The organism is Rhizobium sp. J15, from assembly GCF_002531825.1.
Classification (GTDB): Bacteria; Pseudomonadota; Alphaproteobacteria; order Rhizobiales; family Rhizobiaceae; genus Rhizobium.
In genome coordinates this window covers 121686-137511 of sequence record NZ_NWSX01000008.1, presented here as the reverse complement: position 1 = coordinate 137511, position 15826 = coordinate 121686, and the positions used below count along the sequence as shown (strand labels likewise).

The 15826-nt window shown below is 62.0% G+C and carries 17 protein-coding genes; 7 read left to right on the top strand and 10 right to left on the bottom strand.

Going from position 1 to position 15826, the window contains the following annotated elements:
• Window positions 1–15: 15 nt before the first annotated feature.
• The 8 genes from CO670_RS09770 to CO670_RS09735 all read right to left on the bottom strand — a co-directional run bounded on the left by CO670_RS09770 (window position 16) and on the right by CO670_RS09735 (window position 7827).
• Complete coding sequence (locus tag CO670_RS09770) at window positions 16–1023, bottom strand: type II secretion system F family protein (protein WP_097590052.1); 1008 nt, start codon at window positions 1021–1023, stop codon at window positions 16–18.
• A gap of 4 nt (window positions 1024–1027) precedes the next feature.
• Window positions 1028–2503 (bottom strand): CpaF family protein, encoded by a 1476-nt coding sequence (locus tag CO670_RS09765; RefSeq protein ID WP_088676480.1) that lies wholly within the window; start codon window positions 2501–2503, stop codon window positions 1028–1030.
• 22 nt (window positions 2504–2525) lie between these two features.
• Window positions 2526–3803, bottom strand: coding sequence for a CpaE family protein (locus CO670_RS09760; RefSeq protein WP_097590051.1), 1278 nt, complete (start codon window positions 3801–3803; stop codon window positions 2526–2528).
• 14 nt (window positions 3804–3817) lie between these two features.
• The gene (locus CO670_RS09755; RefSeq protein WP_097590050.1) at window positions 3818–4576 is read right to left on the bottom strand and encodes a CpaD family pilus assembly protein; all 759 of its coding nucleotides are present in this window, start codon (window positions 4574–4576) and stop codon (window positions 3818–3820) included.
• On the bottom strand, window positions 4573–6063 hold the full coding sequence (locus CO670_RS09750) for a type II and III secretion system protein family protein (protein ID WP_097590049.1): 1491 nt from the start codon (window positions 6061–6063) through the stop codon (window positions 4573–4575). Before CO670_RS09750 ends, CO670_RS09755 begins: the two co-directional genes overlap by 4 nt.
• A 12-nt stretch (window positions 6064–6075) precedes the next feature.
• Complete coding sequence (gene cpaB, locus CO670_RS09745) at window positions 6076–6891, bottom strand: Flp pilus assembly protein CpaB (RefSeq protein ID WP_097590048.1); 816 nt, start codon at window positions 6889–6891, stop codon at window positions 6076–6078.
• 110 nt (window positions 6892–7001) lie between these two features.
• Window positions 7002–7514 carry a prepilin peptidase gene (locus tag CO670_RS09740; protein ID WP_097590047.1) on the bottom strand — a complete coding sequence of 171 codons (513 nt, stop codon included), beginning with the start codon at window positions 7512–7514 and terminating at the stop codon, window positions 7002–7004.
• A gap of 124 nt (window positions 7515–7638) precedes the next feature.
• Window positions 7639–7827, bottom strand: coding sequence for a Flp family type IVb pilin (locus tag CO670_RS09735; protein ID WP_088676474.1), 189 nt, complete (start codon window positions 7825–7827; stop codon window positions 7639–7641).
• A 390-nt stretch (window positions 7828–8217) separates the two neighbouring features.
• Between CO670_RS09735 and CO670_RS09730 the strand changes: the two genes are divergently transcribed.
• The 7 genes from CO670_RS09730 (at window position 8218) to CO670_RS09700 (ending at window position 13715) form a co-directional block, all read left to right on the top strand.
• Window positions 8218–8625 (top strand): pilus assembly protein N-terminal domain-containing protein, encoded by a 408-nt coding sequence (locus CO670_RS09730; protein ID WP_097590046.1) that lies wholly within the window; start codon window positions 8218–8220, stop codon window positions 8623–8625.
• Between the two features lie 116 nt (window positions 8626–8741).
• The gene (locus CO670_RS09725) at window positions 8742–9377 is read left to right on the top strand and encodes a TadE/TadG family type IV pilus assembly protein (protein WP_097590045.1); all 636 of its coding nucleotides are present in this window, start codon (window positions 8742–8744) and stop codon (window positions 9375–9377) included.
• On the top strand, window positions 9377–9958 hold the full coding sequence (locus tag CO670_RS09720; protein ID WP_097590044.1) for a TadE/TadG family type IV pilus assembly protein: 582 nt from the start codon (window positions 9377–9379) through the stop codon (window positions 9956–9958). The genes CO670_RS09725 and CO670_RS09720 overlap by 1 nt, the downstream gene beginning before the upstream one ends.
• Window positions 9959–10071: 113 nt before the next feature.
• Complete coding sequence (locus CO670_RS09715) at window positions 10072–11292, top strand: phosphopentomutase (RefSeq protein ID WP_097590043.1); 1221 nt, start codon at window positions 10072–10074, stop codon at window positions 11290–11292.
• Complete coding sequence (locus CO670_RS09710) at window positions 11289–12257, top strand: adenosine deaminase (protein ID WP_097590042.1); 969 nt, start codon at window positions 11289–11291, stop codon at window positions 12255–12257. Before CO670_RS09715 ends, CO670_RS09710 begins: the two co-directional genes overlap by 4 nt.
• Window positions 12258–12388: 131 nt before the next feature.
• Entirely contained in the window at window positions 12389–13018 is a 630-nt protein-coding gene (gene upp, locus CO670_RS09705; RefSeq protein WP_004674949.1) for a uracil phosphoribosyltransferase, read from the top strand.
• A 127-nt stretch (window positions 13019–13145) separates the two neighbouring features.
• A complete protein-coding gene (locus CO670_RS09700) occupies window positions 13146–13715 on the top strand; it encodes a TIGR02281 family clan AA aspartic protease (protein ID WP_097590041.1) in 570 nt (189 codons plus the stop codon).
• 6 nt (window positions 13716–13721) lie between these two features.
• On the opposite strand, the gene deoA is transcribed toward CO670_RS09700, so the two are convergent.
• A complete protein-coding gene (gene deoA, locus CO670_RS09695; RefSeq protein ID WP_097590040.1) occupies window positions 13722–15029 on the bottom strand; it encodes a thymidine phosphorylase in 1308 nt (435 codons plus the stop codon).
• A 1-nt stretch (window position 15030) separates the two neighbouring features.
• On the bottom strand, window positions 15031–15807 hold the full coding sequence (deoC, locus tag CO670_RS09690; protein WP_097590039.1) for a deoxyribose-phosphate aldolase: 777 nt from the start codon (window positions 15805–15807) through the stop codon (window positions 15031–15033).
• Window positions 15808–15826 lie beyond the last annotated feature (19 nt).

Here is a 15826-nt window from a genome sequence, read left to right as displayed (position 1 = left end):
GGTGCTTCCTTCCCGCTAAATGTCAAAATTGACCATGTTGCGCATGACGAAAATGCCGATCGACATCCAGATCGCCGAAACGCCCATGATGAAATGGCCGCGAGGGTCGGTGAAAAGCACCATCATGTAATTCGGCGAGGTGAGGTAGACGAGGCTCGCGACGATGAAAGGCAGAGCGCCGATGATAACAGCCGATGCCTTGGCTTCCATGGAGAGCGCCGAAACCTTGGCCTTCATCTTCCGGCGATCGCGCAGGACCTTCGAGAGATTGCCGATCGCTTCCGAGAGATTGCCGCCGGCCTGGGACTGAATGGCGATGACGATGGCGAAGAAGTTGACTTCCTGGAGCGGCATCTGGTTCGTCATGCGGGCGCAGGCGTCGGGAATGCTCAGTCCCACCTGCTGCGCCTCGATGACCCGACGGAACTCGCTCTTGACCGGCTCTACGCCTTCGGTCGCGATGAGACGGATCGCATCGTTGAGCGGCAGGCCGGATTTGATCGAACGGGTGATGACGTCGAGTGCGTTGGGGAACTCGTTGAGGAACTTGTTCTGGCGGCGCTTGATCAGGAAGCCGACGATCCAGCGCGGCAGACCGAGCCCGGCGACGACGGCGATGCCGGCCAGGACCATCCACGACGCGCCGATGATGAAAGCCATGAGCAGCAGCACCGAGGCGAAGATGGCGCTGAAGAGATAGAACTGCGTCAGCGTGATCGACAAGCCGGCCTGCACCAGCCGGGATTTCAGCGACAGGGTCTTCTTGGTCTTTTCGTTCTGGCGCTTTTCCAGATCCTTCAGATTGTCCTGCACCGACTTGCGGCGCTTCGACAATTCCTGCACGCGGTCGCGGGCAGCCTTGACCTTGACCCGGTCGACTTCAGCCGATTTGACGCGGTTGATACGGCTTGCCGATTTCTTGTCGGCCTCGATCCGCGAAAACAGCAGGGCATAGGCGACCGCCGCCGCCGCGACGGCGGCGAGCACGACGATTGCCAGGACTATCGGATCGAACCCGAACATCACCCTAATCCTTGGTTTTCGCTTCCATTGCGTCGAGGGCGGCTGCAAGGCGCTTTTCTTCGTTGAAATAACGCGCGCGATCCCAGAAATGCGGCTTGCCGACGCCGGTGGACATGTGCCGGCCGATCAGCCGGCCGCCCGCATCCTCGCCTTCGATCTCATAGCGCATCAGGTCCTGGGTGATGATGACGTCGCCTTCCATGCCGATCACCTCGGTGATCTGGGTAATGCGGCGCGAACCGTCACGAAGGCGCGCCGCCTGAATGATGACGTCGACGGAGGTGGAGATGATCTCGCGCACCGTCTTTGCCGGCAGCGTAAAGCCGCCCATGGCGATCATGGATTCGATACGGCTCAGGCATTCGCGCGGGGTGTTGGCGTGGATCGTGCCCATCGAGCCGTCGTGGCCGGTGTTCATTGCCTGCAGCAGGTCGAAGACTTCGGGTCCGCGCACTTCGCCGACGATGATGCGTTCGGGGCGCATACGCAGGCAGTTCTTGACGAGATCGCGCATGGTGATCTCGCCCTCGCCTTCGATGTTCGGCGGGCGCGTTTCGAGACGCACGACATGCGGCTGCTGCAGCTGCAGTTCGGCCGTATCCTCACAGGTGATGACGCGCTCGTCCCTGTCGATGTAATTGGTGAGGCAGTTCAGCAGCGTCGTCTTACCCGAGCCCGTACCGCCCGAGATAATGACATTGCAGCGCACGCGCCCGATGATCTGCAGCACGGTCGCGCCTTCCGGGGTGATCGCGCCGAAGCGGACGAGCTGATCGAGCGTCAGCTTGTCCTTCTTGAATTTGCGGATCGTCAGCGCCGGCCCGTCGATCGACAGCGGCGGTGCGATGACGTTGACGCGCGAACCATCGGGCAGGCGGGCGTCGCAGATCGGGCTCGATTCGTCCACACGGCGGCCGACCTGGCTGACGATGCGCTGGCAGATGGAGAGAAGCTGCGCATTGTCGCGGAAGCGGATTTCCGATTCGATCGTCTTGCCGCCGACTTCGATGAAGGTCTGGCCGGCGCCGTTGACCATGATGTCGGCGATGTCGTCGCGCGCCAGCAAGGGCTCCAGCGGGCCGTAACCCAGGACGTCGTTACAGATATCCTCGAGCAGCTCTTCCTGCTCGGAGATCGACATCGCAAAATTCTTGATGGTGATGATGTCGTTGACGATGTCGCGGATTTCCTCGCGCGCGCTTTCGCCGTCGAGCTTGGAAAGCTGCGAGAGATCGATCGTGTCGATCAGCGCGGAAAAGACCTGCGCCTTGGTGTCGTAATATTCGTCGGTGCGAACCGGGCGCTTGCGCTGCGGCGCCTGCATCGGCGGCGGCGTCACCTGCTGGCGCGCGGGTTCGCGCGAAGGTTCGACGAGGACGGCAGGAGAGGAAGCCGCGGGGGCGGCGGCCGGAGCCGGCGGCGGAGGAGCGATCGTGCCTCCGGCCTTTCCGAAACCTTCGTTTCCGCGTTTTCCAAACATGCCGCTTCTTCTTTCTATTCGTCTACTTACGCTTCAGGAGGCCAAGCAGGCCGCCCTTCTTCGCCTTCCTGATCGCGACGCGGCCGGTGACGATATGCGATATCTGCGAAAAGGTTTCCGCCGTCGGCGACTTCGGATCGACCTCTGAAATCATCCGGCCGCTGTTGGCGGCGTTGCCGAAGAGGTTGATGTCGAAGGGAATGATGGCGATCGGGTCGATCTCGAGCGGCTCGCAGAAGTCCGACGGGGAAATCTCCGGCCGCTTCGGCATGCCGACCTGATTGAGGACCAGATGCGGCGGCTTGTCATTCGGGCGCATCTTTCGCAGCGCGTCCAGCATGTTTTTGGCGTTGCGCAAGTTGGCGAGGTCGGGCACCGCGCAGAGAACCACCTCGTCGACACTCGACAGCACCGAACGGGTCCATTCCGACCATGCATGCGGAACGTCGAGCACGGTGACGGGCGCGCTGCGCTGCAGGACGTCGAGCACCGGCTGGAAGGCCTGGCCGTCGAAATCATAGGCGCGGTCGAGCAGCGAGGGCGCCGCAAGCAGGGACAGATGCTCGGAGCATTTCGTCAGCAGGCGATCGAGGAAGACTTCGTCGAGACGATCGGGCGCGTAGACCGCTTCGGCGATGCCCTGCGCCGGATCCTGGTCGAAGTCGATGTTCGCCGTGCCGTAAGGCAGGTCGAGATCGGCGAGGATCGTCTCGGTGGAGAAGAGATTGGAAATGCCGAAGGCACAGTTATGCGCCACGGTCGAGGCGCCGGTGCCGCCTTTCGAGCCGATGAAGGCGATGCTGCGGCCGAGCGGCTCGGCCTCGGGGTCGACGAAGATCGAAGCCATTGCCGTCAGGATGTCGGGCATGGCGACCGGCTGGACCATATATTCGGAAATGCCGTTGCGGATGAGTTCGCGATAGAGCCCGATATCATTGTAATAGCCGACGATGACGACCTTGGTGCTGGGATCGCAGACGGCGGCGAGCGGCGCGAGTTCGCCGAGCAGGCTTCCGGAACTGGCCTTGGTCTCCAGGATGATCAGGTTCGGCGTCGGGGCGCCTGAAAACATGTTGGCGGCAGCGGCTATGCCGCCGCTGGTGATGCGCAAGCTGACCTTCGCCATACGCCGGTCATTGGCGCAGCGCTCCATGACATGTTGCAGCGCTTCGCTCTCGCAGAAGGCGTGAACGGAGATGCGCGGCAGCGGCCGCATGTTTTCCAGATCCGCCATGCGCACCGCCTCCTCGGCGTGGCGAAGCTCGCTCGGGTTCCTGATTTCGTATTCGATCGCGCTCATCGTCCCGTTCCGTCTCAGAATCCGCTGCTGCTGTCGCCGACGTCTTCGATCGTCGATGTGGTCGTCCGATATTCCTGGATGGCGTTGTTGCGCCGCTGAGCATCGATCGGCGTCATGCCGCGAGGCGCAATCAGGTCTTCCGGGTTGGCAATCTGGGCGGCGAGGTTATTCTGCGAGGCGCAACCGAAATTATAATAATTCTGGTTGGTGAAATCGTCGGAGATATCCTTGGGCCACTGGCCGCATTGCGTGGTGACCGCGGTCGTACCGGTAAAGCTCAGGCGGATAGGCGCCGCATCGCCGACACCGGCGGCGGTATAGGAGGTGTTGACGATCTTCGAGCTTGCGATCCCTCTCGCCGCCAGCTCGGCGCGGACCTGATTGCGCAGCTGATAGGCCGCTGCCGAATTGGGCGAGCCTTGCGGCGACATGACGTAAACCGGGCCCGACGCGCGTGAGATATAGTTTGCGGCAAAGCCGCGGATGAGATCGCGCTGGGCGATGGTCAGGCGGCGGTCGGTCGAGGCAACGGGGATATCCACCGTCTGCTCCGCCTCGGTGACGATGATCGGATGGCGGGCGCGATAATCGTCAGGGATGCCGCCGGTCGTCAGCTGGTCGTGCGGGCCGGCGCATCCGGAAAGGACGGCCGCCGAAACGAGGGCCGTGGCAAGAAGCGCCTTGGAGATTCCGAGGCGGGGTGTCGTCGCATTCTTATGGGCCATCGCCTGATCTCTGTTCTGTGCCATTGCTGCCGATCGCACCCCGCTCATTTGTAGATGAACCCGATCGAGCCGTGGAACTGCGCGTCGGCGACAGGCGCCTCGCGGCGGCCATAGACCTTGTTCACACGGTTGAGGAAGAAGGTTGCACCGTCGTTCTCGGGGCTGAAATTATCGTCCGGCCGGTTGAGCTGGTTGCGCGCCACCGGGCGCACCAGATAGGGCGTCGCGATGATGACGAGCTCGGTTTCCTGACGCTCGAAGCCCTTCTGGCGGAAGAGCGTGCCGAGCAGCGGGATCTTCGAGACGCCGGGCGTGCCGCCCATCGTCTGGGAAACGTTGTCGCGGATGAGGCCGGCGAGCGCGATCGAGCCGCCCGAGGGCAGTTCCACCGAGGTTTCGGCCGAACGGCGTTGATAGGTGGCGTTGCCGCTGCCGGCCACAGGTTCGGAAACATTGGTCTTGATTTCAAGAGCAATGCGTCCCGATGACAGCACGACCGGCTTGAAGGCGAGGTTGATGCCGTAGTTGAAGGGAACAACGGTGACATTGCCGTCGCTGTCGGTCGTCGAATAAAGCTGCTGGCCGCCGGAATTAAAGGTCGCGGCCTGGCCCGATATCGCCGTCAGTGTCGGTTCGGCGAGCGTCTTGACGACCTTCGCCTGCTCGAGCGCGTTGAGGTAGGTTGAGATGTCGTATTTGCCGATCGAGCTCTTGAAGAGGGCCGCCAGGCCGCCACCGACAGTCGCCGTCGCGCTGTCGGCGGAAGGGGTGCCGAGCTGGGCGACCGTCATGCCGGAGGAATTGGAGACGAGATTGTCGAAGCCGAGCTGCTTCAGCACCTCACGCCGGACCTCGGCGATCGTCACCTTGAGGGTGACCTGATCCTCGCCCTGGATCTGCAGCAGGTTGACGACCTGCGAGGCCTGGCGGCCTTCGGCAAAGAGCGCCACGGAGCTGTCGCCGCCGGTGCCGGATGCCGTCTCGGTTCTCGTCGTCGCTTCGCCGCCTTTCAGGAAGACCTGCGCCAGATCGGCCGCCTGCGTCGCATCCTGCGGCGTGCGTACGGTGCCGGTGAGCACGATGTTGTCGGAGACGATTTCGACATTGATGTTGGAGTCGGGAATGAAGCGGCGGAGGTTGACTTCGAGGCCGGAAACGTCGCGCTCGATCTCGATGTCGAGATTGACGATCTCCTGCCCGTCACTGCCGAAGACGAAGATATTCGTCTGACCGACCTTTTTGCCGAACAGATAAATGCGCCGCGAGGTGCGGGTCACCGCATCAGCCATGGTGGGATCGGAGACGAGGATATCGTGCGCATCCTCCGGCAGATCGACGACGACAGCCTTGTTGAGCCCGAGCTTCAGCCGGCGATGGGCATTGGGGCCGGTCTGCGAGATGCGGACCAGGCTATCGGAGTCGGCCAGCGCCCCGCCTATACCGAGAAGCGGCACCGGCGTCACGCCGGAGACGCCGATTGCCAGCGAGATGCAGCCTGTCAGGAGAAGCTTGGCGCGCCGCGTTGAATTGCTCATTTGCACGTCCTCTTACTCCGCCTTCGGCGCGCTGCCGGCATCCGTGACGATGGTGCCCGACTTGATGACCTGGATGATCGCACTGCCGTTATCGCCGCTCAGCAGATAATCCGCCGCACTGGTATCCTGCTCCTGCGCATCGGCGACCGAGCGCAGCGCAAGCGACAGCCGGTCCGCCATCTGCTGGGCGACAGCGAGAACCTTCGTCTGATCCGGGGTCAGCTCCAGCGTCGCGGTCGTGCCGACCACCGCCTTCGAACCATCCGGGTTTTCCTGAATCTGCTGGTCGATGGCGAGAACGCGGACATTGCTCAGCACGGTTTCGGTGATGAGCTTGTTGGCCTCGGTGCCCTTGCGGACCATGATGACGTCGACGCGGTCGTTCGGCAGGATGAAACCACCGGCGCCCGTCGCCACCGATATCTCGGTCGCCACCGCGCGCTTGCCGGCCGGCAGCAGTGAGGACAGGATGCGACTGTTGGAATCTGCGACCTTTTCCGGCCGGATCGGTTCGCCTTCGAAGATCGGAAGACGCACGACGGCGCCCTGCAGATCCTTGATCGCATCCGGCTTTTCGGCTTCGGTGATCAGCCCCTGGACGACGCCGTCCTGCGGCCAGGCCATCCAATGGACCGCCTTCTCGTCCAGCCTTTCGCCAACCGGCAGAGTGCGGCTCGAGACGAGGACGTTGACGGTCGGTTCCTTCTCGACGACCGACTGCACCTGGGTAACGACGTCAGGGTTGCCCGCCATTTGCATCGCCAAGAAACCGGCAAGACCGGCTGCCACCAAGGCAACACCTAGAATTATAACGCGGGCCGGTTTCATCGGTCATTCCTCAGGGCACGATATGTTCGCCCTGCAGAATGCTCAGGAATTGGTATAATTATGGTTAATGGAACACTTACATTTTAAGTTAACGGGCATTTAAAATGCCGTTATTTCAGGCTTTCAAGCGCGGCCAGGAAAAGCGGCGAGGACGGGAAGGCCATGAAGCCGCCGATCGCAATGGCGATGCCGTAAGGAATCTTCTTGGCAAGCAGAACCGAGTTCGGCACCGGCAGGCCGATGGCAAGGATCGTGTCCGACTGCGCTCTCACCGCCAGGATGAGCAAGGTGACGAGGCCCCCGACCGCCGCGACATCTGTCATGAGGAAAAGCAGGGATTCGTTCAGGCCGAACCAGAGCGCGGTGGCGCTCAACAGCTTGGCGTCTCCGCCGCCCATCACATTGAATGCAAAAAGAGCAAAGCAGGCGGTAAAGACGATGGCGCCTCCGGCAAGATGCATGCCGATCGCCTGCAGGCCAAGACCGGACAGCGGCGCGAGAACGATAAAGGAGGCGATGAGGATCAGGGAAATGCGGTTCGGGATCGTCATGGTGAACAGATCCGAAAACGCCGCCATGGCGAGGCAGAGTGGCAGTATCACGAAAACTGAAGCTGCGATCATGAGTTTACCCGATCATAGCAAGACACGAAAAGGCTCACGGCCGTTCAGCCTGTGAGCCCGCTCGAAAGTTCGGCCGAAACAAATCCGGCCGGTATCATCCGTACGCCGCGTGGCGGTAACCAGATCAGCCGCCGCTTGCGGTTTCAGCGGTCGTCATTTTGGTGCTCAGACCGTTGAACGTGTTGCCGATCTTGCCGCCGAGGGTCGTGGCGCCAGCAATGAGGGCGACAGAAATGAGAGCTGCGATCAGGCCGTATTCGATTGCGGTCGCGCCGGATTCGTCCTTCAGAAAACGGCTAAAAAGCTTGGTCATGGTTACTCCTAACTCCAGTTGATGTTCAGCACCTCCGCCAACTGTTGCCGTTGATCGGATGACTGCAACCTAACGAATGGGCGTTTCCATCCGCTTAAAGAAAAGAGTTAACAAGCTGTGAATGAGACAACAGGCCCTTGTAGGGTAAGCGTTTTCTTACCTGAGTCCGTAAATATTTACCTATATTCCAGAGCATGCTGCGCGGCTGTGGCTGCAATCATCCCGAAATAGAACGGGCACCGTCTCTCGTTGTGACAACTGCCGATTGTGACCGTCTCAAAGCGAACCGTTACGCTTCATTCCAGAACATAGAGCAAATGCCTTAAGGCTTCGTTCACCATTTTTTCCCATTCTATGCATCATTGCGCTGTGATCGTGAAAGAGGACCAGATGTCATCGAGCGGCAAAATTATATTCTTTGCCGGCATGGCCGCCGTTTTCGGCATTTCGGGCATTTGTGCGGCCGCGGACGATGACATGCTGCGTGTCTATATGGATCACGCGCGCGTCTTGAAGCTCGATCGCCCGGTCAGCAAGGTGATCGTCGGCAACGCCAAAGTCGCCGATGCGACAGTGGCCGACGCCAAGACCATCGTGCTGACGGGACGCAGCTTCGGCACCACTAATCTCGTCCTGCTCGATGCCGACGGCAATGCCATCCTCGACGAGCGCATCCTGGTATCGATCGACGAGGGCAATACGGTGCGCGTCTACCGGCAGACGGAGCGCTCGGTGCTTTCCTGCACGCCGAACTGCGAGCAGCATGCGCAGCAGGCCACGACCACCACCTCGCCCTGATCGGCTCAGCCGCGGCTTCTTCGGCCATTCGTTAAAATCGTCGTATCAGGCTGAAACGGAAAATCAACGAACGGCCCTTAGTGTGACGGCTGGAAAATCTCGCACGGGTCCAGGCAATGACGGTCATTGATCAGAAGACGGATAAGCAGCGCGCCTTCGCGCCGTTCCGTCTTTCACGATTGCGCTCGCTGGCCCGCTCGCGCGACGGTGCGGCGGCAATCGAATTCGCGCTGCTCGCCATTCCCTATTTCATGGTGATCTTCGCAATCCTCGAGACCTTCGTCGCCTTCGCCGCCGAGGAACTCGTCTCCAACGCCGTCGACACGATGGGCCGGCGGATGCGAACCGGCCAGATCACCTACAATCTCGGCCGCACGACCGATATGAGCCAGACGCAGTTCCGTCAGGCTTTCTGCAACGAGATCTCGATCCTGATCAGCTGTTCGGCGACCGAGGTCGCGACACCGAGCAAACTGTACCTGGATGTGCAGACGTTCAGCACCTTTTCGGCTATCCCGACGACGGTTCCCAAGCTCTCGACCGACAAGTATGCCGACATCAACACGGCGGCCTTCAAATATGCGCCGGGCGGCGCCGGCACGATCAACATGCTACGCGCCTATTATCGCTGGGAAATCATCACGGATCTGGTGCGGCCTTACATCACGACGATAAGGCCGTCCGACGGCTCGATGCCGACACAATATCTGATCGTCGCGACCACGGCCTTCCAGAACGAGCAGTATCCCTAATGGCGTTGCGCAACCCGTTCACCAGGCTTGTATTGACGGCGCGGCGACTGGCACGGGAGCGCAAGGGCGCCGGCGCGATCGAATTCGCGATCCTGTTTCCCGTGCTCATCATGCTCTATATCGGCGCTTTCGAAATTACGATCGGCCTCAGCGTCAGCAAGCGCGTGACCCGTGCGGCAGGAACGATCGCCGACATCGTCACCCAGCAGCAATCCGTGACGAAGAGCACGCTGGCGCAGATGCCGTCGGTCGCCACCGCGATGTTCGTCCCCTACAACACGACGTCGCTGAAGCTGAAGATCACCGGAATTACCATCGACGCCGGCGCCAACGCCAAAGTGCTCTGGTCCTGGGCGCAGGACGGGACGGTGCCCTATGCCAAGAACGCGACCGTGGCCGATGTGCCGGCGGACATGAAGACGGCGAACAGCTTCCTGGTGCGCACCGAACTCAGCATTCCCTACACGATGTTCCTGTTCGCGCCGAACTTCATGCCGGACGGGATCAGGACGATCACCATCAGCCGTAGCTACTTCTATCGCCAGCGGCAAGGCGACTCGATCCCCTGCGGCGACTGCTGAGCGACGTTCACCTCTTCCACGAATTTGCCAAGCCGATCGCGGCATTATATGCCTGAGCCTCTGCCGCCTCCTGAAGTCTCAGGCGTCGACGATCGGTCTTTCGGGTTTTAAAAATGGCGCGTGCCTTTCTTTTCGTTCTGGATTCCTTCGGCGTCGGCGGCGCGCCGGATGCGGCAACCTATGGCGACGAGGGCGCCGATACGCTCGGCCATATCGCCGAGTTCTGCGCAGCCGGAGCCGGGGATCGCGCCGGTCTGCGCAGCGGGCCGCTTTGCCTGCCGAATATGTCCGAGCTCGGGCTGATGCATATCGCGCGGGCCGCGTCCGGCCAGTTTCCGGCCGGCATGCCTCTGCCGGACAAGGTCTACGGCGTTTACGGAGCCGCCACCGAAATCTCCCGCGGCAAGGACACGCCCTCAGGCCATTGGGAGATCGCGGGAACCCCGGTCAATTTCGACTGGGGTTATTTCCCGACGGAAGGCGATGCCTTTCCGCCGGAGCTTATCGAGGCATTGTGCAGAGACGCGGATGTGCCCGGCATTCTCGGCAACTGCCATGCCTCGGGAACCGAGATCATCGCCCGTCTCGGCGAGGAGCATATCCGCACCGGCAAGCCGATCTGCTACACTTCCTCGGACTCGGTCTTCCAGGTTGCGGCGCATGAGGGACATTTCGGCCTCGATCGGCTGCTTGCCTTCTGCCGTATCGCCCGCGGGCTGCTCGATCCCTACAATATCGGCCGCGTCATTGCCCGGCCCTTCATCGGCCAGTCGGCTTCGACCTTCCAGCGCACCGGAAACCGGCGCGACTTCTCCGTGCTCCCGCCGGAACCGACGCTGCTCGACCGGCTTATCGAGCACAGCAGGCGCGTGCATGCCGTGGGAAAGATCGGCGATATCTTCGCCCATCAAGGCATTTCGAGGGTTATCAAGGCGACCGGCAACGAAGCACTGATGGATGCGTCGCTTTCGGCGATCGACGAGGCCGAGGACGGCGATCTCGTCTTCACCAATTTCGTCGATTTCGACATGAATTACGGCCATCGCCGCGACGTGCCGGGTTATGCCGCAGCGCTGGAAGCTTTCGACACCCGCCTGCCCGAAGTCCATAAGAAGCTGAAGCCGGGGGACCTCGTCGTGCTCACCGCCGATCACGGCTGCGATCCGACCTGGCGCGGCACGGACCATACGCGCGAACGCGTCCCTGTCATCGCCTATGGCCCCGGCATAAGGTCGCGTTCGATCGGCGTGCGCCGCACCTATGCCGATATCGGCGAAAGCATTGCACGGCATCTCGGCATTCCGGCCGGGCTGCACGGAAGGAGTTTTCTGTGACATCACATTTGAAGAAGGTTGAGCTGCACTGCCATCTGGAGGGTGCGGCACCCCCTGCCCTGACCGAAGCGCAGGCGCGGAAATACGGCATCGACATCAGCGGGCAGCTGCGCGACGGCGCCTATGTCTGGCATGATTTCGCAAGTTTCCTCGAATGCTACGACAAGGTTTCGGAGGTCTACAAGACCGAGGAAGATTATGCGCTTCTGACCGAAACCTATCTTGATGAACTGGCTGCCATCAACACGATCTACAGCGAGCTCATCGTATCACCCGATCACGGCAAGCGCATCGGGCTCGGCGCCGATGCCTATATAGCGGGTGTCTGCGAAGGCATCCGGCGCGCTCGGGAAAAGAGCGGCATCGAGGCCCGGCTGATCGTCACCGGCGAGCGGCATTTCGGCCCAGAGAGCGTGATCGGCGCTGCCGAATATGCGGCCAAGGCCGGCAATCCCTTGATAACAGGTTTCAACCTTGCCGGCGAAGAGCGCATGGGCCGCGTCGCTGACTATGCCCGTGCCTTCGATATCGCCCGCGATGCCGGCCTGGGGCTCACCATCCATGCCGGCGAGGTTTGCGGCGCCTTCAGCGTCGCCGATGCGCTCGATGCCGTGCGTCCCGCGCGCATCGGCCATGGCGTGCGCGCCATCGAGGATCTCGATCTGGTGAAGCGGCTTGCCGATCTCGGCACCGTGCTCGAGGTCTGCCCCGGCTCCAATATCGCGCTGCGGGTCTTTCCCGATTTCGCTTCGCATCCGCTGCGCCGGCTGAAGGAAGCGGGGGTGCAGGTGACGATCAGCTCGGATGATCCGCCTTTCTTCCATACGTCGCTCGAACGGGAATATGCGCTTGCCGCCGAAGCTTTCGGCTTCGACGATGCGGAGATCGACGCCATGACGCGCACCGCAATCGAAGCGGCGTTCGTCGACGAGGAGACGCGGAAGGCTCTGCTCGCCCGCCTTTGAGGACGAGAGCCTTTCCTTGCCGGGAAAGGCTGCGGAGGTTGGGGAAGATTGGCGCAAATTCGGCTCCGCTCTTGCGGTTGGGCCGATTTCCGTGAAAGAAACATTCGATAGAAAGAATGAAAGGCTTCCCCATGGACGGCGTCACGGTCATCGATCACCCGCTTGTGCAGCACAAGCTCACCATCATGCGGCGCAAGGAGACATCGACGGGAAGTTTCCGGCGCCTGCTGCGCGAAATCTCCACGCTGCTCTGTTACGAGGTGACCCGCGATCTCGAGCTGACGATGGAAACGATCGAGACGCCGCTGCAGACGATCGAATCGCCGATCCTGGAAGGCAAGAAGCTGGTCTTCGCCTCGATCCTGCGCGCCGGCAACGGGCTGCTTGAAGGCATGCTCGACCTCGTGCCTTCCGCCCGCGTTTCCCACATCGGTGTCTACCGCGACCACGAGACGCTGCAGCCGGTCGAATATTATTTCAAGGCGCCGGAAGATGTGGCCGAGCGCCTGATCATCGTCGTCGATCCGATGCTTGCGACCGGCAACTCCTCGATCGCGGCGATCGACAAGCTCAAGGAGCGCGGCGCTCACAATATCCGCTTCCTCTGCCTGCTTGCCGCCCCGGAAGGCATCCGCAATTTCCGCGCGGCGCATCCCGACGTTCCCGTGTTCACCGCGGCGATCGACAGCCACCTCAACGAGAAGGGCTATATCGTGCCCGGCCTCGGCGACGCCGGCGACCGCATGTACGGCACCAAGTAATTTCAGCCTTCCTTTACCAAATCGAAAGACTTTTAAGGCCCGGCGGTTCGCCCCGGGCCTTTTTCCTGTCGATATTAGCAACTTGTCAGCACTTCGGGCTTAGCAGTCTGGAAGCATGAGGCCCCGCATGAAGCGGGGTTTATACAGGAAGGATTTCTGTTTCATGCTCGTGCGTACCGTCATATTCGCCAGCATCGCCGCGGTGCTCGCCACACAGGTGCCGTCCTTCTTCACAGGCACCGGCCAGTCGCCCGCCGACACTCTTTCCGCCAACTACATCTCGACCGAGAGCGACAAGCCCGCAGCCCCCGCAGCCGCCTCCGGCAGCAATGTGATCCGCATGCGGGCGGATGCGCAGGGTCACTATACCGGCAGCTTCAAGATCAACGGCAAGCCGGTGCAAGGCCTGATCGATACCGGCGCAACCTATGTCGCGCTCAACGAGACGCTCGCGCGCCGGCTGGGCTTCACAGCCAGCCAGCTCGATTTCCGCTATGGCGTGAACACCGCGAACGGCCAGACCAAGGCCGCGCATGTGACGCTCGACCGGATCGAAATCGGCGGCATTCGCGTCCGCGATGTCGAAGCCTTCGTCCTCAAGGATGAAGCGCTGACGACGACGCTGGTCGGCATGAGCTTCCTGCAGAAGCTCGCCTCCTATTCCGTCGCCGACGGCTCGCTCAGCCTCAAGCAATAGACTGCGTCAGACAAGACCCGCAATGACCGGGCTCAGCGCCGGCTCGTCCTCGGCAATGCTGTAGTGCGCGGCAAGTGCAGCGGCTGCCCTCTCCGCCGCAGCTTCGTCGGCGGCGTGAACGAGAGCGATCGGCTCGCCGGCAGTCACGCGGGTGCCGAGCGGCAGAAGTTCGGAGAAGCCGACGCGGTGATCGATCCGGTCTGCGGGATGGCGCCTTCCGCCGCCGAGATCGATGACGCTGACGCCAATGCCGCGGGCGTCGCAGGCGGCGAGCCAGCCGGACCGAGCGGCCATGACAGGCTTTTCCACCGGCGCCCGGGCCAGGTATTTGTCGCGGTTCTCGACAAGATCGGCCGGGCCGCCGAGCATGGATACCATGCGTGCAAAAACCTCCGCCGCCTTTCCCGACGACAGGGCCTGGCGCGCCATCGCCTCGCCCTCATCCGGCGAAGCGGCAATGCCCGATTTCAGCAGCATCTCGGCGGCGAAGGCAAGAACAACGGCTTCGAGCCGCGTATTCCCTTTCCTGCCCGCCAGGAAATCCAGACAGTTGCGCAGCTCGACGGCGTTGCCGGCGCTGTCGGCGAGCGGCTCGTTCATGTCGGTGATTAGCGCCGATGTCTTCACGCCCGCGCCATTCGCCACGTCGACCAGCGAACGCGCCAGGTTCTCCGCCTGATCGCGGTCGGCCATGAAGGCGCCGTTGCCGGCCTTGACGTCAAGCACCAGCGTCTGAAGGCCCGCGGCAAGTTTCTTGGAGAGGATGGAGGCAGTGATCAAGGGAATGGAATCGACGGTGGCGGTCACATCGCGCACGGCATAGAGCCTGCCGTCGGCAGGCGCCAAGGCGCCGGTCTGGCCGATGATGGCGCATCCCGCCTCTTTCACCACTCTGCGGAACAGATCCGCATCCGGGGTAATCGTATAGCCTGGAATGGATTCGAGCTTATCCAGCGTGCCGCCGGTATGGCCGAGGCCGCGTCCCGATATCATCGGAACGGCGAGGCCGCAGGCGGCGGCGATCGGTGCCAGCATCAGCGAAACATTGTCGCCGACGCCTCCGGTCGAATGTTTGTCGGCGACCGGGCGATCGATGTCGGCCCATTCCAGCCTGTCGCCGGAGTTGGCCATGGCCAGCGTCAGGGCCACCGTTTCGGCCCGCGACATGCCCTTGAACCAGACAGCCATGGCAAAGGCGCCGATCTGGCCTTCCGATAGTTGCCCGGCGGCAAGCGCGCCGATGAAGGAGCTGATATCGTTGGACGCGAGCTCCTCGCCGTTGCGCTTGCGCCGGATGATCTCCTGCGGGATCATTTCAATAGCTCGACGCCGCGGCGGATACCGACTGCGCTCCACCGAGAACCGCCAGGATATCGTCGAGCAGGCCGGAGGCGCCGAAACGGAAGGTCGACGGCATCGCCCAGTCCGGCGTCATGATGGTCCCGGCAAGGCTCAGATAGAGCGCCGCATCGGCGACCGAGCCGATGCCGCCGGCCGGCTTGAAGCCGACCTTGCGGCCGCTCTCGCGAATGGCGCGGATCATTATGTCGGCGGCTTCGAGCGTCGCGTTGACGGCGACCTTGCCTGTCGAAGTCTTGATGAAATCGGCGCCGGCTTCGATGGCGAGTTCGGAGGCGCGGCGGATCAATGCCGCATCCTTCAGCTCGCCGGTCTCGATGATGACCTTGAGGAGAACCGGACCGGCGCATTCGGCACGAACGGCCCTGACCATGTCGGTCACCGCCTTCTCATTGCCTGATATGAACTTGCGGTAGGGAATGACCAGATCGATCTCGTCGGCGCCATCGGCGATCGCTTCGCGTGTTTCGGCGGCGACGTCGGCCACTTCCATCTCGCCGGAAGGGAAGTTGACGACCGTCGCGATCCGCACCGCATGGCCCGTGCCGAGAATATTGCGGGCATGGGCGACGAAACGCGGCCAGATGCAGATCGCGGCGCTGTTGCCATAGGGCGTCTGCGCGCGGGCGCAGAGCGCGTCGATCTGGGCTTCGGTGCAATCGTCCTTCAGATTGGTAAGATCGAGAAGGGAAAGGGCGACGGCTGCCGTCTCCCGGATGGAATGGCTGTTCATTTTCGCTTCCTCTAGAGCA